Source organism: Diplocloster hominis (assembly GCF_032380655.1).
In the GTDB taxonomy this organism is placed as follows: Bacteria; Bacillota; Clostridia; order Lachnospirales; family Lachnospiraceae; genus Diplocloster; species Diplocloster hominis.
Map to the genome: position 1 here is coordinate 1 of NZ_JAWDIY010000045.1, position 25097 is coordinate 25097.

Annotated in this window: 24 protein-coding genes; 18 read left to right on the forward strand and 6 right to left on the reverse strand. The window is 46.3% G+C overall.

Annotated elements, in window-relative coordinates:
- Positions 1 to 227 precede the first annotated feature (227 nt).
- The 4 genes from ABC831_RS23680 (at position 228) to ABC831_RS23695 (ending at position 3928) form a co-directional block, all read left to right on the forward strand.
- Complete coding sequence (locus ABC831_RS23680; RefSeq protein ID WP_238723194.1) at positions 228 to 638, forward strand: phage holin family protein; 411 nt, start codon at positions 228 to 230, stop codon at positions 636 to 638.
- Positions 635 to 1576 (forward strand): GH25 family lysozyme, encoded by a 942-nt coding sequence (locus tag ABC831_RS23685; RefSeq protein WP_343250541.1) that lies wholly within the window; start codon positions 635 to 637, stop codon positions 1574 to 1576. The genes ABC831_RS23680 and ABC831_RS23685 overlap by 4 nt, the downstream gene beginning before the upstream one ends.
- A gap of 117 nt (positions 1577 to 1693) precedes the next feature.
- Positions 1694 to 2065, forward strand: coding sequence for a hypothetical protein (locus ABC831_RS23690; protein WP_343250542.1), 372 nt, complete (start codon positions 1694 to 1696; stop codon positions 2063 to 2065).
- Between the two features lie 855 nt (positions 2066 to 2920).
- Positions 2921 to 3928, forward strand: a complete 1008-nt coding sequence (locus tag ABC831_RS23695; RefSeq protein ID WP_343250543.1) for a hypothetical protein — start codon at positions 2921 to 2923, stop codon at positions 3926 to 3928.
- Between the two features lie 3 nt (positions 3929 to 3931).
- Here the strand turns inward: ABC831_RS23695 and ABC831_RS23700 are convergent, their stop codons facing one another.
- Positions 3932 to 4063: a hypothetical protein gene (locus ABC831_RS23700; RefSeq protein ID WP_343250544.1), complete on the reverse strand. Its 132-nt coding sequence runs from the start codon at positions 4061 to 4063 to the stop codon at positions 3932 to 3934.
- A 285-nt stretch (positions 4064 to 4348) separates the two neighbouring features.
- Between ABC831_RS23700 and ABC831_RS23705 the strand changes: the two genes are divergently transcribed.
- Both ABC831_RS23705 and ABC831_RS23710 read left to right on the forward strand, forming a co-directional pair.
- A complete protein-coding gene (locus ABC831_RS23705) occupies positions 4349 to 5740 on the forward strand; it encodes a sn-glycerol-1-phosphate dehydrogenase (RefSeq protein WP_343250545.1) in 1392 nt (463 codons plus the stop codon).
- 7 nt (positions 5741 to 5747) lie between these two features.
- Positions 5748 to 6542 carry an HAD-IIA family hydrolase gene (locus ABC831_RS23710; RefSeq protein ID WP_343250546.1) on the forward strand — a complete coding sequence of 265 codons (795 nt, stop codon included), beginning with the start codon at positions 5748 to 5750 and terminating at the stop codon, positions 6540 to 6542.
- Positions 6543 to 6897: 355 nt separating this feature from the next.
- Here ABC831_RS23710 and ABC831_RS23715 read toward each other — a convergent pair whose 3' ends face one another.
- The 3 genes from ABC831_RS23715 to ABC831_RS23725 form a co-directional block, all read right to left on the reverse strand.
- Entirely contained in the window at positions 6898 to 8475 is a 1578-nt protein-coding gene (locus ABC831_RS23715; protein ID WP_343250547.1) for a hypothetical protein, read from the reverse strand.
- Entirely contained in the window at positions 8465 to 9181 is a 717-nt protein-coding gene (locus ABC831_RS23720) for an ABC transporter ATP-binding protein (protein ID WP_343250573.1), read from the reverse strand. The genes ABC831_RS23715 and ABC831_RS23720 overlap by 11 nt, the downstream gene beginning before the upstream one ends.
- A 74-nt stretch (positions 9182 to 9255) precedes the next feature.
- The gene (locus ABC831_RS23725; protein WP_343250548.1) at positions 9256 to 9792 is read right to left on the reverse strand and encodes a helix-turn-helix domain-containing protein; all 537 of its coding nucleotides are present in this window, start codon (positions 9790 to 9792) and stop codon (positions 9256 to 9258) included.
- A 647-nt stretch (positions 9793 to 10439) separates the two neighbouring features.
- On the opposite strand from ABC831_RS23725, the gene ABC831_RS23730 reads away from it, so the two are divergent.
- From ABC831_RS23730 to ABC831_RS23780, 11 genes are all read left to right on the forward strand, one after another.
- Positions 10440 to 10697, forward strand: a complete 258-nt coding sequence (locus tag ABC831_RS23730) for a DUF3795 domain-containing protein (protein ID WP_343250549.1) — start codon at positions 10440 to 10442, stop codon at positions 10695 to 10697.
- 160 nt (positions 10698 to 10857) lie between these two features.
- Positions 10858 to 11118 carry a helix-turn-helix transcriptional regulator gene (locus ABC831_RS23735; RefSeq protein WP_158355737.1) on the forward strand — a complete coding sequence of 87 codons (261 nt, stop codon included), beginning with the start codon at positions 10858 to 10860 and terminating at the stop codon, positions 11116 to 11118.
- On the forward strand, positions 11094 to 11549 hold the full coding sequence (gene def, locus ABC831_RS23740) for a peptide deformylase (protein WP_343250550.1): 456 nt from the start codon (positions 11094 to 11096) through the stop codon (positions 11547 to 11549). The genes ABC831_RS23735 and def overlap by 25 nt, the downstream gene beginning before the upstream one ends.
- Before the next feature lie 170 nt (positions 11550 to 11719).
- Positions 11720 to 12109 (forward strand): DUF3783 domain-containing protein, encoded by a 390-nt coding sequence (locus ABC831_RS23745; protein WP_343250551.1) that lies wholly within the window; start codon positions 11720 to 11722, stop codon positions 12107 to 12109.
- A 633-nt stretch (positions 12110 to 12742) separates the two neighbouring features.
- On the forward strand, positions 12743 to 13495 hold the full coding sequence (locus tag ABC831_RS23750) for an ABC transporter ATP-binding protein (RefSeq protein ID WP_343250574.1): 753 nt from the start codon (positions 12743 to 12745) through the stop codon (positions 13493 to 13495).
- Positions 13485 to 15533, forward strand: a complete 2049-nt coding sequence (locus ABC831_RS23755; protein ID WP_343250552.1) for an FtsX-like permease family protein — start codon at positions 13485 to 13487, stop codon at positions 15531 to 15533. The genes ABC831_RS23750 and ABC831_RS23755 overlap by 11 nt, the downstream gene beginning before the upstream one ends.
- A 102-nt stretch (positions 15534 to 15635) precedes the next feature.
- Positions 15636 to 16346, forward strand: a complete 711-nt coding sequence (locus tag ABC831_RS23760) for a LytR/AlgR family response regulator transcription factor (RefSeq protein ID WP_343250553.1) — start codon at positions 15636 to 15638, stop codon at positions 16344 to 16346.
- A 44-nt stretch (positions 16347 to 16390) separates the two neighbouring features.
- Complete coding sequence (locus ABC831_RS23765) at positions 16391 to 17713, forward strand: sensor histidine kinase (protein WP_343250554.1); 1323 nt, start codon at positions 16391 to 16393, stop codon at positions 17711 to 17713.
- A gap of 213 nt (positions 17714 to 17926) precedes the next feature.
- The gene (locus ABC831_RS23770; RefSeq protein ID WP_343250555.1) at positions 17927 to 19201 is read left to right on the forward strand and encodes an HD-GYP domain-containing protein; all 1275 of its coding nucleotides are present in this window, start codon (positions 17927 to 17929) and stop codon (positions 19199 to 19201) included.
- Positions 19191 to 19676, forward strand: coding sequence for a MarR family winged helix-turn-helix transcriptional regulator (locus ABC831_RS23775; protein ID WP_343250556.1), 486 nt, complete (start codon positions 19191 to 19193; stop codon positions 19674 to 19676). Before ABC831_RS23770 ends, ABC831_RS23775 begins: the two co-directional genes overlap by 11 nt.
- A 420-nt stretch (positions 19677 to 20096) precedes the next feature.
- Positions 20097 to 22046, forward strand: a complete 1950-nt coding sequence (locus ABC831_RS23780; protein WP_343250557.1) for an endonuclease MutS2 — start codon at positions 20097 to 20099, stop codon at positions 22044 to 22046.
- Between the two features lie 5 nt (positions 22047 to 22051).
- On the opposite strand, the gene ABC831_RS23785 is transcribed toward ABC831_RS23780, so the two are convergent.
- A complete protein-coding gene (locus ABC831_RS23785; protein ID WP_343250558.1) occupies positions 22052 to 22546 on the reverse strand; it encodes a GNAT family N-acetyltransferase in 495 nt (164 codons plus the stop codon).
- A gap of 513 nt (positions 22547 to 23059) precedes the next feature.
- Here ABC831_RS23785 and ABC831_RS23790 point away from each other — a divergent pair.
- Positions 23060 to 23566 carry a hypothetical protein gene (locus ABC831_RS23790; protein WP_343250559.1) on the forward strand — a complete coding sequence of 169 codons (507 nt, stop codon included), beginning with the start codon at positions 23060 to 23062 and terminating at the stop codon, positions 23564 to 23566.
- Positions 23567 to 23601: 35 nt separating this feature from the next.
- Here the strand turns inward: ABC831_RS23790 and ABC831_RS23795 are convergent, their stop codons facing one another.
- Positions 23602 to 24942: an esterase/lipase family protein gene (locus ABC831_RS23795; protein ID WP_343250560.1), complete on the reverse strand. Its 1341-nt coding sequence runs from the start codon at positions 24940 to 24942 to the stop codon at positions 23602 to 23604.
- Between the last annotated feature and the right edge of the window lie 155 nt (positions 24943 to 25097).

Here is a 25097-nt window from a genome sequence, read left to right on the forward strand (position 1 = left end):
CCCGGATATATTTATAGATCCAGTAAGCTTCCCGGCTGCACCGTCTGCTCCCGCAGCCGGAATAGTAAGTGACGTGACCGTACCGGATCTGATTTTAAAACCGGCTAAATTATTATTTACCGAACACATGTTTGAATTGCTGTGAAGAAGGTGATAGACAAATTTTGATATAGTTTCAGCCGGTCCCTGCGGGGGCCGGTTTTAATTTAAGAAAGAGAGGAAAAAAGATGGAGAAAATATTTAATACAATCAGTTTTGTTTTTGGGGTTATCGGAGGATTTATCGCTAAATGGCTGGGGGGCTGGGATGCATTGTTAATCACGATTGTAGCGTTGGCAGTCCTTGATTACGTTACCGGGGTAATCAAGGGCATTTACCAAAAGCAGCTATCCTCGGAGATCGGATACAAGGGTCTGCTTAAAAAGATCGTCATGTTCATTGTGATTGCGGTGGCTTTTATTATACAGCAGCTTATAAGTGATGTAATCCCTCTGCGTGAGGTTGTAATCATGTTTTATGTGTGCAATGAGGCGCTAAGTTTGCTGGAAAATGCAGCGGAGTTTGTTCCAATTCCGGATAAACTGAAAAACACGTTGCTGCAGCTTCGAGATAAAAATGATACGGAGGGAAAAGAATGAGAGGAATAGATGTAAGCTCCTACCAGGGGGAAATTGATTGGAACGCAGTTAAAAAAGACAATATCGATTTTGTGATCCTGCGTAGTATCCTGCAAAGTGGAAAAACGGATGCACGCTTCGAAGAGTATTACGCCGGTTCCGTTGCCGCAGGATACCGTCCGGACGTGTATGTGTACATGTACGATCTGACACCAGAGTCGGCGAGGGTCCGCGCCGGGAAGGTAGTGGATCTGATCCGAGGCCGGCAGGTCAAGCGCGTGTGGCTAGATATGGAGTTGGCAGCACAGCGGAATCTCCCGAAATCCTGCCTGACCGAGATCATCAATGCTGCGGTCGAAGTGATTCGGGCGGCCGGGTACGAGGTCGGGATCTATTGCAATCAGGATTGGTACAACAATGTCCTGGACGTGGCTAACCTGCCGTATATGTACTGGATCGCCAGGTATGGAAAGAATGATGGGACCGCAGTTCCCAGCCTTCGCCCGGAGGCAGCCGTGATCTGGCAGCATACCAGTAATGGGTTGGTGGACGGGATCGCAGGCAGAGTGGATATGAACATCTGCTATAAGCCGGATTTGTTCGACGCAGCATCAGATCCGTCCCCCGCGCCTCCTTCCGGACGGCCGGAAGTTGAGGCGCTGCAAAATGCCCTGAATCTGGATGGATACCGGGACGCCGCCGGAAGACCGCTAGTCGTTGACGGGAAAATGGGACCACGCACCAGGGAAGCGATCCGGAAGGTTGTCCTTAAACGGGGTAGTGACGGTGTAACCGTTGATTGGGTTCAGAAACGGATTAACGAGATCATGGCTGCCGGTTTGGACGACGACGGAAAGTTCGGCCCTGCGACCGAAGCAGTCGTGAGAGATCAGCAAGCGCGGGCTGGACTTGTTGTAGACGGCCTGTGTGGGCCAAAGACTATCGAAAGCCTGCTGTAATACACAAAATTTGAGAGCATCCGGAAGGGTGCTCTTTTTTTGATGGTAGAATTACCATTATTTACCATTGGATCCGGGTAAAGAAATAAATATGATGAATATATGGAGGTGGAATACATGGGAAAAGACATTTTAACAGAATTGTATGAAAAGCAATACCGACTCCTTGATAAACACAGCCGTCTTCTGGCGACTCCTATACTTACCGGGACATATCCGGTGACATGTCAATGTTATAGAAATGACAAAGGGCGCATGACTCCATATAAAATCAGTTTTGAATGTGAAGCCGGGTTATCACATATCTGGACCGATATTCAGGTATCAAAATATCATAATTGGGGCTTATTAAGGGTTTATACCGGCATTACCCATGATGAAGTATTCCACTATCATTTCAAATTATCTTATTCTATACTTAGCCGAGAGTGGAAGATAAAAATACTACTTAATTCTACATCTAAAACAGTCCATATAAAGGAAGAATAATAATTTTACCGTCAAAACCACATCGATATCCAATGCCTATTTGCAAGACATACAAGTAATACAAAAATGCGGTATGATCACAATTACCATATCCGGTACAGCTAAAAAAGCATACACAGATACGTCAAATTATGTTGTGCTCGGTACACTACCGGCTAACTGTTGTCCAGTAACTACATACACGATAGGATCGGTGCAATCCAATGCCATTCTTGGAATCAGTGCAAGTGGTCAAATCCAATTATCTGCTTTCGGTGGAGGATTTAACACATCGAACTGGGTAACTATCTGCCTTACTTATGTGGCCAAATGATCATTTAAGTAGACATTTTATATATTGCAAATATACGAATAGCTGCCGACGAAATTGTTCCTGTATAATCCGATCCGTCAGATAATTTTTTACATCTAATACTTATTGTATTTCCAGAATTTATAGCAGTTGCCGGCAGGAATATTGTATCTGTATGGCTAAGTTGAGACATAACACTTTCTAATGAATACCCCGGTATACTATCTAACTGTACTGTGATAATTCCTGATGTGGATGTGTACCCCGTCACGTTATAAACACGCATAATACATTCGTTAATCCCAGAACTATTCATGATTTTGAGTGATAAATTATTATTTGACAAACAAATGTTCGGACACTAAAAATGAGATCAACCTGTCATATAAAGTATTAATATCTGCCGGTTAGTGACACGTTAGTGACACAACCTACTAAATATAAGGCTTTAACCGCAAAAAAATTAAGGGAATTTTAAGTTTCTCAGGGTTGTATATCTGTCAGGCTTTGTGATAATATTAACATGCCGATTCATAAATTAAATAGAGAGGGGGAACTCAAATATGAATCTAAAAACATTTCAGGGATATTTGGGCAGCCGGGGTTATAAAGTATTGGATAAAAATGCCTATGGTGTAGAAAATGAATATCCCGCGGCTATTCAGTTTATTTCCAATAAACAGTGGAAAGTCATTTTGTCCGCTCCGGTAGTTGAGTGGAAAGCTCTGGTCAAAGATATGAAATCAGAACTTGGCAAAAAGTATTATTTTATGTATGAAAACGGACATCTGTGTTATACCCTGACACTAAAAGAGGCAGATTTCCAGCAGGTATTCCAGGAGGCCGCCGCTGCGGTAACGGAAGCTTTAAAAAGGCGCGGCGTGATGCCGTCCAAAACCTGTCCGATCTGCGGAAAATCCGACTGTGACATTCTGGTTGCCTACAAAGGCGGCTATGAGGCGTCTCACAAGAACTGTATGGAACAGGTCGTGTCCCATGTGAAAAACAAAGCGGAGAAGAGTGTCAGTGAGGGGAATTACTTTACCGGGATTATCGGTGGTATCCTGGGCGCAATCGTTGGTGTGCTTCCTTCCTTTTTAAGCGTTGTGCTGGTTGAGAAGATATACGCGATCCTGTTTGCGCTGATCCCGCTGTGTATTTATTATGGGTATAAGCTGCTGAAGGGTAAAATGAATAAAGTGGTGATCGTTCTGACGATCATTTTATCTGTCTTAAGCGTCTATATGATTGAGATGCTGCTCCTAGCTTATTATATGGTATCCGATTACGGGCTTCTTATATCAGAGGCGATACAGCTTGTAGGGGCATCCTTATTAGAACCCAGCGTTTGGACCGCTATGACGATGGACGCGCTAACATCCTTCCTCTTTGTTGCACTTGGTATCTGGATTGCCTGGGGCAGAATCTCCAGAACAGCCGGAACGGATGTAAAAACGATGGATCAGGTTATGGCTACGGTCTCTCCCTATGGAACGATGGCAGGATTTTCAGATTATGCCGCAGTTACCAGCGAGGACAGTACAGATCCGACGGATGACGTTTCACTATAAGTATTACATAGGAATCATATGCGGGGTTGCTGCAATGGTTTTTGCGCAGGTCTGGGCGGGGTATCCATCCAGACCTGCGCAAAAATCCAAATGGGTAAGAAATACCTGTTTGCGGCAGCTCCTTTTATATTTCATAGGGGATTCTCCTATGAAATATAAAAAGCTCCGCGGGATCGCACTGCGGCGGAAGGGGTTCAAATCAATCGGAGCGGATAAAAAGAAAAAATAAATAACCCACACAAATTATTAATAATAAAACAGCCGATGCTGTCCAAGGGAAAACAATAATATAACAGGTATCAAAAAGCAAATCAGATAAACAAGTAAGACAATTAAGTCTGATTTATTAATAATAATTAACAAGAATTTTATTAATAATAAAATTGCGCAGGGCCTCCGTTCTTGACGGCGGTTCATTTTATGTTACAATCAAGAAAACGATGGGAAGAGAGGATGGTAGACTTGAACGGATTGATGGAGTTACAAGAATATTTAAAGGGCAGATCAAACTGCGCCTGCGGCAGTGTCCATCGCACGGATTTGATGGAGTTGGAAATCGGAAGCGGGGCAATCAAAAGGCTGCCTGGGATTCTGAAAAAATATGATTATAAAAAGCTGCTGGTAGTGGCGGATAGAAATACCTGGGAAGCGGCTGGTTCCTGTACGGTGTCGGTACTTGAAGCCGCGGGCTTTCCTGTGGATACTTTTGTCTACCAGGATACAGCCCTGGTTCCGGAAGAGCGGGCCATCGGCCGGCTGACAGTGGCGGCGGACCCGGGCTTTGACGCGGTGATCGGGGTAGGCAGCGGTACCCTGAATGATCTGTGTAAATATATCAGTTACAAAATGGGTCTGGACTATTTTGTGGTGGGATCGGCGCCGTCCATGGACGGATTCTCCTCCAATGTGGCGGCTATGATTACCAACCAGTTAAAGACTACGTATGAGGTACATACGCCCAAAGGCGTGATCGGAGATGTGGATGTCTTAAGAAACGCGCCCATGCCGATGATCGCGGCAGGTGTCGGTGACATTCTGGGAAAATATGTCTGCCTGACGGACTGGAAGATTTCCCACTTGGTTCAGGGAGAGTATTACTGCGGATATGTGGAAGATATGGTACAGAATTCCATTCGGGTCATTATGGAAAATGCGGATCTGGTAAGTGCCAGGGACCCGAAGGCAGTCGAGGCGGTTATGAACGGCTTGACCCTCTCCGGGATCGCGATCAGCTATGTGGGAAATTCCCGCCCTGCGTCGGGCAGCGAGCATCATTTATCCCACTACTGGGAGATGATGTTCTTATTTCAGAACCGTCCGGCGGTGCTCCATGGAACCAAAGTGGGCATCGGTACCATCAGCGCACTGAAGCTATATGAGATGCTGGCGGATACTCCCATTGATTTTGAAAGAGCCAGGGCAAAGGCCCGGGCCTTTGATCTGGAAAAGTGGAAAGAAGAGATCCGAAAGGCATACGGGCCGGCGGCAAAAGAGGTGGTCCGTCTGGAAGAGCGGGTACACAAGAACGATCCGCAGGCGGTTCTGGGCAGGATTGACCAGATGGAGGCGCATTGGGATGAGGTTCTGACATTCATCCGTAGGCTGCCGAAATCAGAAGAGATAAGCTCGGTGCTCAAGGGGATCGGCGCGCCCGTCACACCGGCGGAAATCGGAGTGGATGCCGCCATGGTAAAAAACAGTGTGCTGTATGCCAAGGAACTGAGAAACCGGTTTGGTTTACTGCAGATCCTGTTTGACCTGGGAGTGAATGAGGAATTTGCCGGCCGGCTGACGGCCGGATTCGGGATGTGAGGTCCGTATGCTGAAGAAAAAGAAGCTGTTTTTGTTTGATATCGACGGAACCATAGCGCTGGGGAATGAACTGCTCCCCGGCACGAGAGAGCTGCTGGATTATATCACCGGCATCGGAGGGAAGGCCCTTTATATTACCAATAATTCCACCAAAAGCCGGAAGGATTATGTGAAAAAGTTTGAAAAGTGGAATCTCTTAGTCCCGGAAGAACATTTTGTGACTGCTGCCTATGCGGCATGCCTCTATCTGAAAGAACACTATGACGACAGAAAACTGTTTGTGCTGGGGACCCGTTCTTTTGTACAGGAGTTAAGAGGCTGGGGGCTATGGGTCACGGAAGAGGTGGAGCCGGACACCGCCTGTGTGGTAGTGGGGTATGATAATGAACTGAATTATGGAAAGCTGGAAAAAGCCTGTGAGCTTTTATTCCGGGAAGAGATCGATTATGTGGCTACAAATCCGGATTTGTGCTGTCCGGCTCCTTTTGGTTTCATACCGGACTGCGGTGCGATCTGCAATATGCTGTATGACGCTGCCGGAAGACGGCCCGAATATATCGGTAAGCCGAACCGGAAGATCGTGGATATCTGTCTGAAACAGACCGGGTTCACCGGCTCGGAAACACTGGTGGTAGGTGACCGGCTGTACACCGATATCGCCTGCGGAATCAGGGCGGGGGTAGAGACCTGCGTGCTCCTGACCGGGGAGGCGAAACGCAAAGACCTGGCGGATACTGCGTATAAACCAACATACTGTTTTGAAAATGTGGAGGAGTTATACCGGGCGGTCCGCAGTGACTGATGGATATGTATTTGGTCCTGTGAAAATCGTTTTCGTTTTACAATGCGGAATTTTTTAGCGGGATGTGGGAATACATGTCGGTACGGTCTGTTTTTGTCCGTTCTGCCAGCCGATTATGACAGATACAAAAAAATGTGCCTTGAGGCACATTTTTTTGTACACTTTATGAGGGGGGAGATAGTGAGTGTGTAATCAACTATCTGAATTCATTATATCGATAAAATATGTTCAAAGTGTGTCGAAAATCTTAAAGAATCTGAAAACATCTTAAGTTATTCCGAAATCCTTATAAAAATTTATGAACGTATCCCGGAAAATTATATTTCTGGCCCGGTCTTACAGAGAGGAAGCCCCATCAGGCGACAAATAATCGCATAGACTTGAGCTTCTGGTAGAGCCATAAGGTAAGTACCGCGTACAGCAGCGTAAATACAGCGGTTACGGCCAAAGGGCTCTTAAACAGTACGGCGGACGCGATTGGAACCAGAGTGGTCAAAAAGCCTAACAGCATGCAGATGAGCACGGCGGTTCCGCGTTTGACCACTGCGTATTCACTTTCCCAGTCGTAGAGTGGAAATTTTAAATTGATCATAATACCTGCGGTTGAGATAAAAAATGTATATACGACTGGCAGAACAAACAGGAGTAACGTCTCCCAAAGTCCGGTTTTCAGGCCCAGAGCCAGAAGCAGGCTGCTGATCAGTACGCAGGGCAGGCAGATGATCAGGTTTACAGCGATCTTCGAATCAAAGATCGTTATAGTATCGATAGGGGCGGAGTAAAGGATCCAGCGGTTCTTTCCCTCCAGCGAGATGGAACTGCTGGTGGTGGGGGAGATCCCGATGAAAAACAGCGGAATCAGCGGCGCCAGTGAACAGAACCATTTCCCTGCCCCGGGAAGGTTGAGAGAGGCTTCCACCTGCTCCGGGTCAAAAAAGAGCAGAGCGATGGAGAGCGCCAGAAGAAGCAAAACTCCCATAGCGGTATTCAGCACATAGACGGAGCAGGAGAAATATCTGCGGAGTTCTTTGGAAAACAGAGCCCGGAAAGGAGTGGACACCCGAAGTCCTTTTAACTGATACCCGCCCCTGGTGTGAACCGCCCCCAGCAGCGTGTTCAGCCTGGTATAAAAATGCGACAGGACAGCCAGCAAAAGCAGGGCGCCCCCCACGGAAATCAGGGTAAACACTCCAAAGTCTGCCCAGGAAGAATGGACGACGGCTTTCGAGACCAGGGAAGCGGGCGGATAGTAGTGATTTACCGCATCACCCGCGGCCTTTCCCAGTGCCGTAATATCATTGGAATTCCACTGTGTAGACTGCATACTGCCGGCCAGAAATAAAAAGATGAGCGACAGGCTTAAAACAATAGTTACCAGATTCCGGTGGCGGAACCGCAGTGAGACGGCAGTGATCAGAATACAGAGCAGTGTGGCGAGTGTAAGCGGCAGCAGCGGAGCCAGAAATAGCAGGAAAAACAGCATGATCCAGGTGGAAAAAGAAAGATTCGCTGCTATGCCGTAGACAAGCCCGGCGGGAACTAAAGCGACCAGGTTAAAAAGCAGATTCATCCCATAGACACTGGCCATCCGGCTCAAAACAACGGTAAAACTGGTGACCGGCAGCGACATGATCATATCATAATCCTGAAATCCGAATAAAATGCCGTTCCCTTTCAGAAAAGTGGTGACCAGTGTAATCATAGCGGAAATTAAAATCATCATGGAAGGCAATAGATCTTCCAGTCCCAGGTAGACATACCCGTACGCGGCTCCCACGCTGTAACCGGCCATCAAAAGAGCCAGCAGCACACCGCCAATGAATAAAAGGAACATCTGCCTTTTCTCTCTGGAAGTGCCGGAATGAAGCAGACGGTTGATACCGAACTGCTGGAGCAGCTGTACTTTAAAGAGCAGAGCGCATTTACGCATCATGATCCACCACCTCCAGAAATACCTCTTCCAGACTGCTGTCCCCGCGGACATCCTGTGTATTTCCGCTGGCAATCAGCTTTCCGCTTTTGATAATAGCGATCTTGTTACAGAGTTTTTCCGCCACTTCCAGTACGTGGGTGGAAAAGAAAATGGCACTGCCTTTCCCGCAGAGTTCGTGCATCATATTTTTCAGATCAAAGGATGCCTTGGGATCCAGACCAACAAAAGGTTCATCCAGGACAAGCAGTTTGGGCTGATGTAAAAAGGCGGATATAATAGCGGTTTTCTGCTTCATCCCATGGGAATAGGAGGAGATCAGATCCCCCAGATTAGAGGTCAGCTCCAGCAGATCTGCGTAATGCAGGATCCGTTCTTCCCGCTCCCGCCTGGGTACCTGAAACATGTCTCCGATAAAATTCAGATACTGAATTCCGGTTAAATGCTCGTAGAGATCCGGATTATCGGGAATATAGGCGGTCATGGATTTACACAGGACAGGCTCCTTTTTGATGGAGTGTCCGCAGATGGAGATATCACCCTGGTCAAAATCCATAACTCCTGTAACCGCACGGATCGTAGTGGTTTTTCCAGCGCCGTTGTGTCCGATAAATCCATAGATGTCACCGGACTGTACGGTTAAACTCAAATCGTCAACCGCTTTCTTTTCTTTATTATATGTTTTGGTTAAATGACGGATTGTAAGTATGTCGGTAGCCAATATAAGTCCCTCCTTTAGAGACAATGGTTTCAGAGTTCCTTCGGTCTTTAGATGCAATGATTTCAAAATTCCTTCGGTGGAGTGAGGATCACGCCGAAGGAGTGCATTTTCCGGTCCGGTGTGGACGGATTTTGAATCAGCGGGGTCAGGATCTCACCGATCCTGGTTAAGGCATCTTTGATTTCTTCCGGGGAAGCGTAGCAGGGGCATACGGTAAAACTGAACGGTTCCTGCTCCGGGTTGATATGATCACGCCTGGAATAGTCCTTGAATTCCTGTAAAAACGCCATCATATACTGCGTAAACATCTGCAGCAGCGTAGTACCCGGGTTTTTCTCGAATAACTGCTTGCCGACAGAGTCGAAATCAAAGGCGATCCCATACACCTTTTCCGTCACGCCGCGGATTTTATTTTCCTCCACTACCTCGATCAACCCGTCTTTTAACATACGGTTCATGTGCCGGTACATAGTGGCCTGTGGAATATCGGGAAAAGCAGCGGACAGTTCCTTTGTGGTTATTTTCTGGTGCGTGTAGATTTCCAGCAGCAGTTTGCTTTTTACAGGGTTGACAAACGCATCCATTAACTTGTCAATCAATCAGCATCATCCTTTCATGTTTTGGTGGTTAGAGCTGGGATGAGGGGCGGGATGAGGGCCGGGATGAGAGGAAAACGGCGGGGCCTTGGGAGCCGGGAGGCTTCTCTCGTGGTGTCAAATCACTTCGGCCGGACCTAAGAACGGCTAACTCCGAAGGCGGGAGAACCTCTTATTGGCAGGGCCTGGAACAAACTCGCCAAAGGACGGCTCGGACAGTGTTCCAGGGTTCTTTCTGAGAGGTTCTCCCGTCTTCTGCGTAAGCCATTCTAAGGCCCGGTCTCAAGTGATTTGATACCACGAGAGAAGCCTCCCGGCTCCCAAGGCCCCGCCGTTTTCCTCTCATCCCTGCACTGGTATAGGCTGTCTCCCATGCTCTGGCAGGCTACGGTAGTGTGAACTGCAATGTGTTTATGGGTTGGTAATGATTGATGATGAATGTTATCAATGTGATAATATTATTGATGTGATAATATTATCATGGATGAGAATAAAAAGCAAGCAGTATTTTGTCATTGACAATCATTTCCAGCGGGTTTAGTGTCAGAGTAGAGGTATACAAATATATTGCAATCGTATAGAAAAGCTGCCGGTGTAAGATAAGAGATTGAATCGCTGGCGGGCGGATCTTAAGGAAAGGAGCGGGGAATATGTATGAATCAAGATGCGGTGTCTGCTGCGACAGCTGTGATAGAAAAATTAAAGTTAGCTGCAGCGGTTGTATTCAGATGGATAAACCATTCTGGGGAGGGGAATGCCTGGTGAAATCATGCTGCGAAAAGCACGGCCTGGATCACTGCGGGAAATGCGCGGAATTTCCGTGCGATATGCTGTGTAATATGGGTAAGGACCAGGGCTTTGATCCCATGATTAAAATAGAACAGTTGAAAAAATGGAGTCGGGAGTAACTTAACCGTACATACATTGGGATGTGTCAGGTCTATTATGGGAAGTGCCAGGTCTATTAGATGGGACCTTTATTAAGCAACACATGGTCTTTTTAGGCGCTTGACAGAAAAATGCCGGGTGTTATAATAAATGTAAGGTTAACATTACGGAGGCGATATTTTGAAAAACAGAGTCAGGCAGCTAAGAGAGGAATACGGCTGGACCCAGGAGCAGCTGGGACGAATGGTGGGGACGTCCAGGCAGGCGATCCATGCGATCGAGTCGGAAAAGTTCGAACCATCGATCTGGCTGGCCCACGATATTTCCCAGGTGTTTCAATGTCCGATTGAAGAAGTTTTTTTGTTTGATCAAAGTGAAAGAAAATCGAGAGCGACGAGCAGCAGGAGGGCATACGAATGGCAGTCAGAAAATTGCGGATAAATGATGACCCCATACTCAGAAAGCGAAGCAGAGAAGTGGCAGTAGTGGATGACCGCATCCGAATGCTGTTAAGCGATATGGCGGATACGCTTCATGACACTCCGAACGGAGCTGCCTTAGCCGGAAGCCAGGTGGGTATCTTAAAACGTCTGGTCGTGATCGATATGGGAGAAGGCCTGATCAAGCTGGTCAATCCCATGATTACGGAGACATCCGGTCAGCAGGAGTGCATCGAAGGCTGCCTAAGCTTTCCAGATCGGTTCGGCAGGACCACGCGTCCCGCCCGTGTCACAGTCCAGGCACTAAATGAGTACGGGGAGCCGATTCAACTGACCGGAGAAGGCGAAATGGCTAAATGCTTTTGCCATGAGATCGATCATCTGGACGGTGTCCTTTTTATTGACAAAGTCACTCAATTTCTGGATTACTGATTCCTTTCAGAGATAGATTTGATTCACAAATAGATACAATATAGAAATAGATACAATATGGACAATATAGAAATAGATACAATATAGAATTAAATATAATAAAGAAATGAATATGTAGAAATAGATATAATAAATAAAGGCCCAGCCCCAATAGGAAAGGAACCGAAGATATGAAAAAGACACAGGAACTGGTTTTGCTCTATAATTTTCAAAACTCTGAAAAAGGAAGAAAATTAAAGGCGGTCCTGATACAAATGGGAATCCGAATTAAAAATGTGGATAAAGCGGCCTTTCTGGAGCCGGTCGGCAGTCTGTGCGGCATAGAAGGGATCGAAAAGAGCGAAAAGCAATACGAAGGGGAAGGATTCCCGGAAGAAATGCTGGTCATGAAAGGCATGTCCGGCAGCAGAATCGATGATCTTCTGACCCTCCTTCACAAAAACAAAATAGGGAAAATCCACTTAAAAGCTATCCTTACCGAAACAAATCAGCAATGGAACTCACTGGAATTATATGAAGAACTGAAAAAAGAACATGAAGTGATGAGCAAGAATGAGTAAGAGCAAGTGAGAGCCGGATTCAGGAACCGACCCCCTGAGCCGGGAACGCATTACGCGTTTCCGGCTCAGGGGTTCTTGCCTGTCTGACGTGAAGTACGCCGTGTATCCTGAAACCGGCTTTTGGATTTCACTAAACCTGTAAACCATATCATCTACCTCCTAATCCAGCAGTGTCATCATCCCACCTAATGAACCTCCGGTTTATTACGATATTAAAGAGCTCCTGCCGCCAGCCGGTACCAATAAAATTCCAGCTGTTAAACGGCCGGCACCAAAGCAGGCGGGAAATGGGGCGGGGGAGGGCGCGCTGTATGCAGGAAAAAACATTGGGGGCGGGCTTAGAGCTATGGGCATGGCCGGGAAAGAATCCCCGTTTTTCGGAGCATGTTTGAGCGAAGCGAGTTTGCGTAGAAAAATGTAATAAGGGATTCTATCCCGGCCATGCCCATAGCTCTTAGCCCGTCCCCACGTTTTTTCCTGCATACAGCGCGCCCTCCCCCGCCCCATTTCCCGCCGGACCCCATCCCCCCCAAAAAATAACAAAAACCCCCCAGATTATTACAACTCCAGCGGTTTTCCCTCCTCCCAAAATCCATTAGGATAAGACGTATGAAAAAAGAGAGGATGATAAAAATGCTGGAACTAAAACATTTAAGTAAGACTTATCAAACGGGGAGCCATGCTTATCCGGTGTTGACGGATATTTCCCTGCAGGTGGAAAAAGGGGAATTTGTCGCTGTTATGGGACCGTCCGGGAGCGGCAAGACCACTTTGTTAAACTGCGTTTCCTGTTTTATCCCTTTTGACCAGGGAGAAATAGAGCTGGGAGACACCAAAATGAAAAATCTTACGGAGAAAGAACTGGCCTTCGTGAGAAATAACAGGCTGGGGTTTGTATTTCAGGATTATATGCTGTTTGACGGCTTGACTGTTTTTGAAAATATCTGTGTCCCTCAGATTATCCGGGGCGGTCAGATCCCCCAGATGGAAACCCGGGCGGAGGAACTGTGCCGGCTGTTTGGAATCCATCCCATTGCGGAAAAGTATCCGGCTGATATCTCGGGCGGGGAAAAACAAAGGACCGCTGTGGCCCGGGCGCTGATGAATGATCCGGATCTGATACTGGCCGATGAACCGACCGGTAATCTGGACAGCAAATCATGCCGTACGGTGATCGATTCCTTTTTAAAAGCACGGGATGAGCTGAACGCTACGATTTTAATGGTAACCCATGACAGCTTCGCCGCCAGCTTTTGTGACCGGGTTATTGTATTAAAAGACGGCCGGATCTTTAAAGAGGTCGTGAAAATGGGAAGCAGGCAGGAGTTTTTTGACGAATTGCTGGATCTGCTGCGGGAACTGGGAGGCAAAGAAAATGACGGATAATAAACTGTACGCGAAGCTGCGTTATTATAACCGGAAAAATTATCTGATGCTGTTTTTATGCACCGTCCTGTCCGTTATGCTGATTACCTCCTATGCGCTGATCTACCTAAGCCCTACGGTGCAGAATGTGCTGCCGGCCGGTGGGGACAGCAGAAAACAGGCGGTTATGATATTTGCGGTGGCGATTGTCGGCTGTGCGATCTTTTCTACGTATGCCTCCTCCCTGTTTTTGAAATATAAGAGCAGGGAGATCGGGATTCTGATGGCATTGGGCGAACAAAAGGGGCAGCTGAAAAAAATGCTGTTTTCCGAAATAATGCTGGTGGCCGCTGCGGCCTGTGTGATGGGGCTGATCCTTAGTTATCCTCTTTCCTATGGTATATGGCGGATTTTTCAGCTGCTGATCGTAGATACCAGGGAAATGGGGTATCAGGCAAAGTACGCAGGGCTTTTTTTCGGTGTTGGTTTTTCTGCCTTACTGGTACTTTGTATCTTTTTGCTGGCGGTACGGTTTATAAACCGGACGAATGTTATGGATATCATCTATGAACAGAGAAAATCGGAGCCTGTCCGCGATGTGGGGAGATGGTCGGGGATCGCCGGCATTATTCTGCTGGTTCTGGGATTTGTACTCGGTTATCTGGTGCCTATGGTGGTGCTGGATTTGTTTCATTTCTATCTGCCGTCTGTCTGGAATGCGGTATATCTGATTTCCGCGGTGGGAATTTACCAGATGATGACCTTTCTGGTCGTGCATTCCAAGCGTGGCAAGCATCCGCGTAAATATTATCGGAACCTTATTTCGACCAGTATGATGCGTTTCCTGGGGCGTCAGACAGTCAGGAACATGTGTGTCATTATTCTGCTCACCGGCGGGGCTTTGTTTGCCGCCTTTTATCTCCCGGTAACGATCATGGGGGTAAAGGAAAATGTCCGGAATAACCCGGTGGACTATCTGTTCACGTATCAATCCGGTCAGATAAAGTTCCGGCAATCCGAGATTGAAGAGCTGGCGAAGGAGCATCAGGTCAATCTGACAGACTATCAGGAACTGCCATCCCTGAATCTTCAGGTCGACGGCTATGATTGGGTATATCAAAAAAGCGGTAAGGTGGATATGGTATACCATGATGTGATCGGAACGAACGCTTTTTTTAATGCGGAAGACCTGTCAAAACTATTGAAAAAAACAATCACGGTAAAACCGGGTGAATTTATGCAAATCGCGAATGTACAGTCCGCAGGATCAGGGAAAAGCTCAATAACGCGGCTTACCGATCCGGTTACCGGGGAGCAGAGTCCTGTGAAATATGCTGGCGTAGTAGAATTCGGCGGAAGATTTTTAAATACCCCGGAAGGCATTGAAACCTGTTATGTGCTGAGCCCGGAGGATTTTGCGCGGTATGGCAGTCATTTAAAGGGGACGGACCGCAATGTTACCGTGGCCTTCGGGGTTGAGCACTGGGAGGAAACTTATGGGTTCGCAAAAGATCTGAAAGATGAGATTATCCGCCGGTATCCGGGTGAGACTGTGAATGATATCATGGACAGATCCATAGAACTTGCACCGGATAACCCGGAGCTTACCAGAAGCTGGGCATATTATCCGCTCTTTAAACCTCTGCAGAGTCAGGATTACATGAAGAATATGGCTGTCTTTTTCATGTTGTTTGTCTATATCGCAGTCATCTGTTTTACGTCTGTCGGCATCATTGCCTACACACGGGGAGTCACCATAGCGATCAGCCAAAGACATGTGTTTGTGGACCTGAGACGTCTGGGAGCCGACAATCGTTATATTGACCGGTGTATGAAGAACCAGCTGCGCAGGATTTTTATTTATCCCTTTCTTACAGGCAGTATAGCGGCACTGGGTTTTATCATGATGATCTTATATGCCAACGACGGCCGGATCAGCGTAGCGGAAGGAAAGGCGACAGGAATTAATCTGATTATCATGGCCGGGCTGGGCTTGTACCTGTTTCTGGTATATTCAGGAACCTGTAAAAAATTCCGCGCGATTATCGGCGAATCCTGATATAATGGTAAAGAATTAACAAAAAGCCAGATTATTGGACTGTTAGAAGCACTGTGGATCGGTTACAGATCTATAAAGGAACGGATAAGGAAGGGAAAATTCATGGTGATTGTCGGAATCTGTGATGATGAAAAACAGCAGCGCAGCCAATTGCATAAGATCGTACAGACTTATCTGCAGCTGGCAGGAGAAAATTACGAGATCCGTATGTATCCGGATGCGGAACAGCTGCTGGCGGATATAAAAAAAGACCACAACTGTCTGGATGTCCTGTTCCTGGATATCGAGTTAGGCGGGATGAATGGCGTGGAAGCAGCCCGCATGCTGAGAAGATATACAAGAGATCTGATTCTGGTTTTTATTACCGGATATGAGGATTACGTGTTCAACGGATACGAAGTGGGTGCTTTGAATTATATCATGAAACCCTACCGGCAGGAGAAGATCAAAGAGGTATTAAAAGAAGCCATGCTGCGCCTGAACAAATGCAGGGAACATTTTATCACCGTCCGCAATGGTACTCAGATCTGCCGGTTTCATACCAGTGATATCCTATATCTGGCCAGCGATCTCAGAAAGATAACTATCTGCACGCGGGATACCGCCTTTGAATTTTATGGTAAATTAAGTGATCTGGAACAAAAGCTGCCCTCCACCTTTGCCAGAACCCACCAGAGATATCTGGTAAATTTAGAGGAAGTAGAGCGCATTGATAACAAATTCGCAGTGATACACGGCAAGGCGATTCCTGTGAGCAAAAGCAGATACCAGGAGGTGGCGGGCAGATTTGCCAGATTGATGCTGGAAATGTGAACGAGCCAGGATAACAACAGACCGGCTGCAGGAGGAATATAATCTTGAAAATTATTTATTCATTCGTTTATCTGATGCAATTTATATTATCTGCCTGGAATGCTGTCTATCTGTACCGGATCATGGGCCGGTTTATCGATTACAGAAAAGGCCGTCTGTCCCAGGCGGCCATTTTCCTGGGCTGCGTGTTCATGTCGAATATGCCCATTCTACTTCTGGACCCGGTGAATATCCTGGGTGTCTTAGGCCTGTTTGCAGGACTGATGCTCCTATGCAGTAACAGCCGTCTGATCAGCAAAATCTCCGTTATCCTGCTGCTATACCCCATAATCCTGGGAATTAACTTTATTACCGGTCGGCTTGTTTTTAACATCCTAACCCTGGCGGGTTTGGGATTGGAATATATTACTCTTATGAGAAATCTGTTTTCCCTGGTCAAAATCGGGATCTGGTATCTGCTCAGCCATTATCTGGCCGGTCATCTGAAATCTGTAAAAAAATACGTCAATACCAAAACCTGGTTTCTGGTGGATTCGATCTGTCTGTTGTCCCTTCTCTCCATGATGGTCGCTATCCTCAATCCGCCCAGCACAAATATGATGCGGGAGTACCAGGAGATCACAACCGGATACGACTTGTTTCGCACCTATCTGATCGTCTTGGCGGGTATCTTTACCAATCTGGGGGTTATGTTTTTATTTGATCCGCTGATTGAAAATGTGAGAATGAAGCTGGATCGTCAGGCTTCCCGGATCCGGGATGAATACTATCATTCCCTGGAAAAGCAGCAGGATCAAATCCGGAAAATCCGGCATGAAATGAATCATCATTTCCAAATGCTGTACACCTGTCTCGACCAGGAAAATCCGGTGGAAGCGAAAAAATATCTGGAAACCCTTCTGGAACAGACCAAATCCACAGGCGGCAGAAAATTCTGCCAGAATCAGGTTTTAAATGCTATTTTTAACGATCGATACAGCAGATTGCTTGAAAATAAGGTGGACACGCACTTTAATATATCCATCGACACCCGTCTGGGAATCAACGTGATGGATCTGGGAATCCTTTTTGCGAATGCTCTGGATAACGCTCTGGAAGCCTCTTTGAAAATAACAGATACCGACCGGCGCAAAGTGGTCCTGCAAACCCGCTGCGAAAACGGTATTTTCAGTTTCCGCCTGTATAACCACAAGATGAATGAAATATTCACCTCCAAAGGAAAAATTCTGACGGATAAACCCGACAAAAGAAACCATGGCTATGGGTTGGAAACGATTCAGGATCTGGTGGACAAATATCACGGAACCCTTGAGATCACCCATTCAGAACAAGATTTTACTCTTTTCTTATACATCCGGACGCTGTAGTTTCCTCATACCGGACCCCTGATCAGCGGAATCCAGCCTGTTATGAAAGTCAAAGCTGTGGAAGCCGAAGTTGTGGAAGCCAAAGCCAAAGTCCTAGAAGTCAAAGATTGTATTCTGGTGACAAAGGTGATAAAATAAACAAAAGAATGATAGTTGAATAGGAAGCCTAATTGAGCAGACAGAGAATACGAATACGTATGGAAGGGTGTACGGATGGCGGAGCTAAACAGCAGGCAAATACATAATATTGTACGCAGGGCATTGAATAAGGTGGATGACAGGCTTGTGGACCACGGGGAGCGGGTGGCTTACCTTGTGATGCACATGATGCTGGAAGAGGGGAGTTATGATGCCAGAACCATCCGGAGTATGTCTTTTGTGTCTCTGCTGCATGACATCGGAGCGTATAAGACAGAGGAGATTAACGATATGGTCCGGTTTGAGGTGGAACAGTGCTGGAACCATTCTATTTATGGGTATTTATTTCTGAAATATCTTTCTCCCTTTCGTTCCTATGCGCCGGTCGTTTTGTTTCACCACACGCCTTATGAGGAACTGGAAGGCATGCCTGTCCCCTTAAAGGAACTGGCGGAGTGTATCAGCCTGGCGGACCGGGTGGATGTCTATATGGGACAGGGGAACGGGGAACATGTGCTTCAAATTATGGAGACAAACCGGGGGACGAGATTCTCTCCAAAATGGCTGGAGCTTTTAAAACGGGCGGAGAAGAAAAACCAGGTTCTGGAGAAGCTTTCCGGAAGGTTTTTTATGGATGAGGTCTTTGAGGCGCAGGAGAAGGTTCCTTTAAGTGAAGAAGAGATCGACGTTTTTCTGAAAATGATTATTTTTGCCATCGATTTCAGAAGCCGGTATACGGTGATACATACGATTACAACTACCAGTATCAGCAAACAGCTGGCCGTCCTGTTCGGTTTCGACGAGGCAAAGGTGGATAAGGTCCGGCAGGGCGCATTACTGCATGATCTTGGGAAGATCGGCATACCGGTGGAAATTCTGGAATTTCCTGGAAAATTAAGTCCGCAGGCGATGAGAATTATGAGGACCCATGTGGATATCACGGAGGAAATCATGGGTGGTGAGATCGAAGAAGAGATTACCAGGATAGCTCTGCGCCATCATGAGAAATTAGATGGGTCCGGCTATCCCAGAGGGCTTCGCGATGAAGAGATGACGATGGGAGAAAAGATCGTAGCCATTGCGGATATCGTCAGCGCGCTGACCGGGGAGCGAAGCTATAAAGTGGCCTTTGATAAAAAGAAAACGGTACGGATTCTGCGGGAGATGAAGGAGGAGAACCTGCTATGCCCTTACTGTGTGGAAATGATGATCAGCCATTTCGATGAGATCATGCAGGGGGTAAAGGAAACCGGTAATCTAATCCTGAATATTTACAATATTCTGCAGCTGGAATATGAGGAACTGGCAAGAAAGTATGCGCATAAGGGAAGGGATACCAATGAAACATAAATACCAGACAAGCAGGCTGATTTCCATATTGTACCGGCAGGGATGCCGATTTTTTGACCGTGAGCTTTCCGGGACCATGGTCGGTTATGGTCAGCAGTTGTTTCTAATCCTGATTTATGAAAATCAGGGTATTAGCGTTCTGGATTTGGCTAAAATGGGACAATTCGACAAAGGGACCGTGACCAAGGCCATACAGAAACTGGAAGAACAAAGGTTGATCCGTTGGGAACCAGATGCCAAGGACCGGCGGATTCACCATGTATTTACCACGGAGGAGGCTGAGCCGATCATCGAAGAAGTCTATCGCAAGCGGCATAAATGGAACAGTATTCTGGTGCGGAATATGTCAAAAGAAGAGGCCGCTGCCGTCGATAAACTGCTGTCGCGTATGACGGAGAACGCATTTGATTATATGAATCATGGAAATCAGGATGAGAGTACGTTGACAAGCACAAGTGAATCTGATATACTGTGAAAAATTGATAAATGAGAGGTTGGTTTTGATGTCGGTAGTGTCTGTAGAGGTAAAAGACAACTAAATCGTTGTAACAGGTGTACAAAAGGCGGCGGATTGGGCCGTTTGTTTTGGTACCCCTGTATGCTGCCCTTACAGACTGCTGTCAGTATATAGAACCAATTGCGATAAAGGATATGTAACGGGGATAATTTCGCCCCGTTTTTTGTTGGAATAAGATATGCAATATGCCATATCCGTTTAGAGGTATGTGCCTTTTTCCGTAATCCCGCAGGAGCATTCTGACCGAAGGTCGTATGTGCAGCTGCGGGATTTTTTATTTTATAAGGAAGTAGCTTTGAAATAAAACGCTCCGCGGGATACTCTTATCTTTGCTATGAACAACTATATGCGCAGGAAAGCGCAGGTATGGAGGTAAATATGAATCAGAATGAACAAATATTAGAATTTAATAAAATACGGGATATGCTGTGTGAAATGGCGGTGAGTAAAGAGGCGAAGGAAAAGTTAATGCAGCTGGCCCCGTTTATCGATGAAAGAAAATGCAAAGAACAGTTGGAAGAGACCACCAGAGCGAGGCATATTTATGATACGTATGGACTGCCCCCCGTGTGTATGATGAAAGACCTGGAATACATCATGGAATTATGCAGGGCAGGAGGAATGCTGCTGCCGGAGCAGTTGAATGAAGTGGCAGGATTCATCACCGGCTGCAGGCGAATGAAACAATATCTGAAAAGAGCGAAAGAACTGGAGCCTGGATTGGCCTCTTATGGAGAAGGAGTCTATGACCTTACAGAATTGTATGAGAAAATAACGCGGGCAATCCGTTATGATGAGGTGTACGAAAATGCATCGTCATATCTTCGGACGGTCTGCCGGAACATCGATCAGACGCAAAGCCGGATACAGGAAAAACTAAATCAGATGCTTGGAAGAAACCGACAGTGGTTTTCAGGAGATACTCCGGTCCGGCGCAATCATATCTATGTGCTGCCGGTTAAAAAAGAATACAAAAACCAGGTAAGCGGCTCGGTTGTCGATATCTCAGGCAGTAAGGGCACTTACTTTATAGAACCCGCGTCAACGGCAAGACTGCGGGAAGAACTGTCCGGTCTGATAATGGAAAAAGAAGATGAAATCCGCAGAATTCTATATGAACTTACCGGAGCCGTGGAGGCAAAAGGCAACGAACTCCGGTTCAATATGGAAATGATGCAGAAGCTGGATATGATCTTCGCAAAAGCAAAGCTAAGCGCACAGATGAGGGGAATACCTCCTGTCATTACCACAGAGCGCGGCATCCGGATCTGCGGCGGACGCCATCCTCTGATACCGGAGGATAAATGCGTACCGTTAGATTTTATCCTGGGGGATGCGTTTCACGGGGTAGTGATTACCGGGCCGAATACCGGTGGCAAGACAGTGGCTCTCAAGACAGTCGGTCTTCTATGTATGATGGCCCAGTGCGGTCTGCATGTCCCGGCCGGAGAGGGAACCCGTCTGTGTATGAACAGCCAGTACCTGTGCGACATAGGAGACGGACAGAGCATATCGGAGAATTTATCTACTTTTTCCGCCCATATGTACAATGTGATTCAGATTCTGGATCAGGTGAATGAAGAGAGCCTGGTGCTGCTGGATGAGCTGGGGTCCGGTACAGATCCGGCGGAAGGCATGGGGATCGCTGTCGCTGTCCTGGACGAACTAAAGAAACGCGGTTGTCTGTTCCTGGTGACGACACACTATCCGGAGGTGAAAACTTATGCAGAGAAAACAGGCGGGATACAAAATGCCAGGATGGCGTTTGACAGGGACACGCTAAGTCCTCTCTACCGGATGGAACAGGGAGTGGCCGGGGAAAGCTGTGCGCTTTATATAGCCGGCAGACTGGGGATGTCCCCGAAATTATTAAAAAAAGCGGAACAGGCGGCTTACGGTCAGGAATTAAAACAGGATAAAGATACGCATATTCCGATGGAAATATGGGACCAGGCGGATAAAAAACAGCCGGTTGAGAAAGCCGGATCAAAAGGTCCGCGGATTCAGCCGATACAGGAGAAGCCGGCTCCGGAAAACTTACCTCAAAATATTTTTCAAATGGGAGACAGCGTATGTATCTATCCGCGGAAAGATACCGGTATCGTATATAGACCGGCGGATGAAATGGGCGAAGTAATCGTCCAGGTCAAGGGACGGAAGCAGAAGGTTCTCTATAAGAGGCTGAAACTGCTGGTCCCGGCTTCGGAATTATATCCTGAAGACTATGATTTCTCGATTATATTTGACACGGTGGCCAACCGGAAAGCCCGGCATAAAATGGGAAAAAGTCATCAGCCGGGACTGGAAATCCAGTACGAAGATGAGTGATAAAACTAAGAAAGAATAGACAGGTCTTTTGCCATAAAAAGATCTGCATGAGGATTATTGTTATACCGCGGTATTTCCAAAAAACCATACTTTCGGTACAACGCTATGGCGCCGGAACCGGAACGTATGGTATCCAGATACATGCTGCGGTATCCGCAATCCAGCGCATAGGACAGGGCTGTGGACAGAAGAAGTGATCCATAGCCTTTTCCATGGTACGACTGCCGCAGATACAGTATTTTCAACTCACAATCAGTTGCGCAGGGAGCAGAATCTGATTTTTTATCCAACAGGATCAGAGGACGGACCGCTGCGGTTCCAACCAGTTCAACACCGTCAAACAGACACCAGCATCTGCCTTCCGAAAAGGTTTCCGACAGCCTGGTCAGTGATGCATGCCGTCCGGATGGATCAAATACGCGCCCGGATTCCGGCAGGCATTGTTCGAAAAAAATATTGGCCTGGAGTTGATCGTTTTCCTGAAAAATACGCAGATCCATATGTATACCATCTCTTTCTTTGCATTTGAGCTTAAGGAGAGTGTATCTGTATTCCGAAAAAAATGCAAGGCAAAAGCAGAATATTGATTTACGAGAATATTAAAATTTTGTAAATTACCTGAGAATGATTGCCAATAGTCTAATAAGCGTATATAATAAATTTATTAGAATCATAAGCTCTCATTTGGCAGTTCTGCCCGTAATCCCACATGTTTTATCAGAGAATAAAATTTATAGAATATTCGGATATTTTACTTGTAATAGGTACTGTTTGGAGACTATAATATAACATAACAAAAGATTGAAATAGCAACGTGAATAACAGAAATTTACATATATATATGCGTATATGCTGCCTATATATTTTGTATGTTTACTGGAATACTGCCAATGAGAATAATCAAGTCCCCCTGGATTCTAATACTTTGAGATCCTGATCGGTTGGATTGAAAGAACATATTTATTTTGGGGATATTAAAATTTAGTAGAAAATGGAGAAAGGAGGGAGAGAGTATGGCATTGTCACAGGATGATTTACAGGCTATAGCAACAATAATGGATGCAAAATTAGATCCTGTTAAGATGGAAATCGCAGAAATGAAGACGGAAATCACAGGAATGAAGACGGAAATCACAGGAATCAAGACGGAAATCACAGGAATCAAGTCGGAAATCACAGGAATCAAGTCGGAAATCACAGGAATGAAGACGGAAATCACAGGAATCAAATCGGATATAACATCGATGAAGACAGAAATCACAGGAATCAAGTCGGATATTGCATCGATGAAGTCGGAAATCACGGGTATGAAGTCAGAGATTGCAGAAATGAAGACGGAAATCACAGGAATCAAATCGGATATAACATCGATGAAGACAGAAATCACAGGTATGAAGTCAGATATTGAATATCTAAAATATCAAATGAGAAAGTCTGAGAGACTGATACTTGATGAAGTGGAAAGAGTTCATGAGATCTTAGACAGGCATATAAAAGATACTTCGCGGCATACGGCATAGAACGATTTGCCGCGTCATACGAAAAGAACAGGATTTCAAAAACCCTGTTCTTTTAGTTCTTTCACAAGCTTCACGTAAAATTCCCTTACATCAAAATCCCTAATATTTTCTCTGCGCAGATCGATCATGTCTCCGTGAGAGATCCCGCGGCGCCCGGGCGTTTCCAAATAGCCCAAAAACTTTCCCCAGATCGCGGAACCAGCACACACCAGACCATCATTGACCCCTTCGCAATGTTTGACGAGGAGGTAACCGATATTACAGGGAATCCCATCACTGAGTGGACTGCTCATACGGGACATTACGCTTTGATAGAGAATCCCGGGACAATCTACAGCCTTTGCATTGATCAAAGAGCAGTGATCATGCGTCAGGTCATAGACTGCGGACTGAAAGTCCGGTGAAGCGTCTCCTAATTTGGAAAAGAGCCGGTTATATTTGGCAGATACGAAGGACAACAGTTTCTTCGGGCATCGGGTCAGCACCTGATCCACCCAGCAGCAGCCCTGATGGGGTGTATTGATGGTGGTTAAAGAGGCGACATAGGGTGCGAGACCGAGACAGCTGATGGCATAGCGGGAGTCCAGTCCGCCTTTTGAGTGGGCGATCAGGTTCACTTTTTCACAGCCGGTTTTCCTTATAATCTCCAGAACCCGTTCCTTAAGCTCCAGGGCACTGGTTTCGACCGAAGCAGCGGACTGCTGCTTGCCATAATAGACGGTACAGCCATTACGGATCAGCTCTTTTGGTATTCTTCCCCAATAGTTAAAAAACTGCCAGTCCCTGAAAAAGACTCCATGTACCAGTACTACCGGATATCGGGTTCTGCACAGTTCATTTTCCCGGCGCACTTCATTTAATTCAATCTTACTCAACTCGAATTCATATTCCATACGGACTTTATGACAGATAGAAAATGTCAGCCACAGATTCAGCACAGGAACCCACCAAAGCAGGAGCCAGGCCAGTCTTTTAAGCAGACTGATCTGAGTGGAGGCAGCAATAATCCGCAAAAAACCGTTCAGCGTCATCAGAAAACCCAGAATCACAGCCACCAGAATATTAAACAGGAAGATGACAACTTCCCCCCAATTGGACAGCCTTTGGGTTCCAAACCAGATCAGAAACACCACCTCGGCCACTGCACTGATCCCGGTTACCAGGATCAGTTCATAACCGCCGGATAAAGCCTGCAGCCTGACCGTCAATTTTTTTCGGTAGACAGGCAGGATCTGATACAGCACATAGGCGGTACAAAACAGCAGTATTCCTGCTATCACCAACGGCAGAGGGAAGGGATGCCGTGTGATAAATAAAATATAATTAGCTAAAACAAGATAAACGCAAATTCCATAAAGCCTTTTTACCCATTTCATCTTAAGTTCCTCACTTTATGTAGAAAAAACAGATATAATGTTCTCCGCTATTATACCATAACTGGAAACGGCGAACAATTTGATATTTTTATATCTTTTTCTATCTAGATAATATCTTCTTCTATATAAATAAAGGGAAATTCATCCGCTGGCCC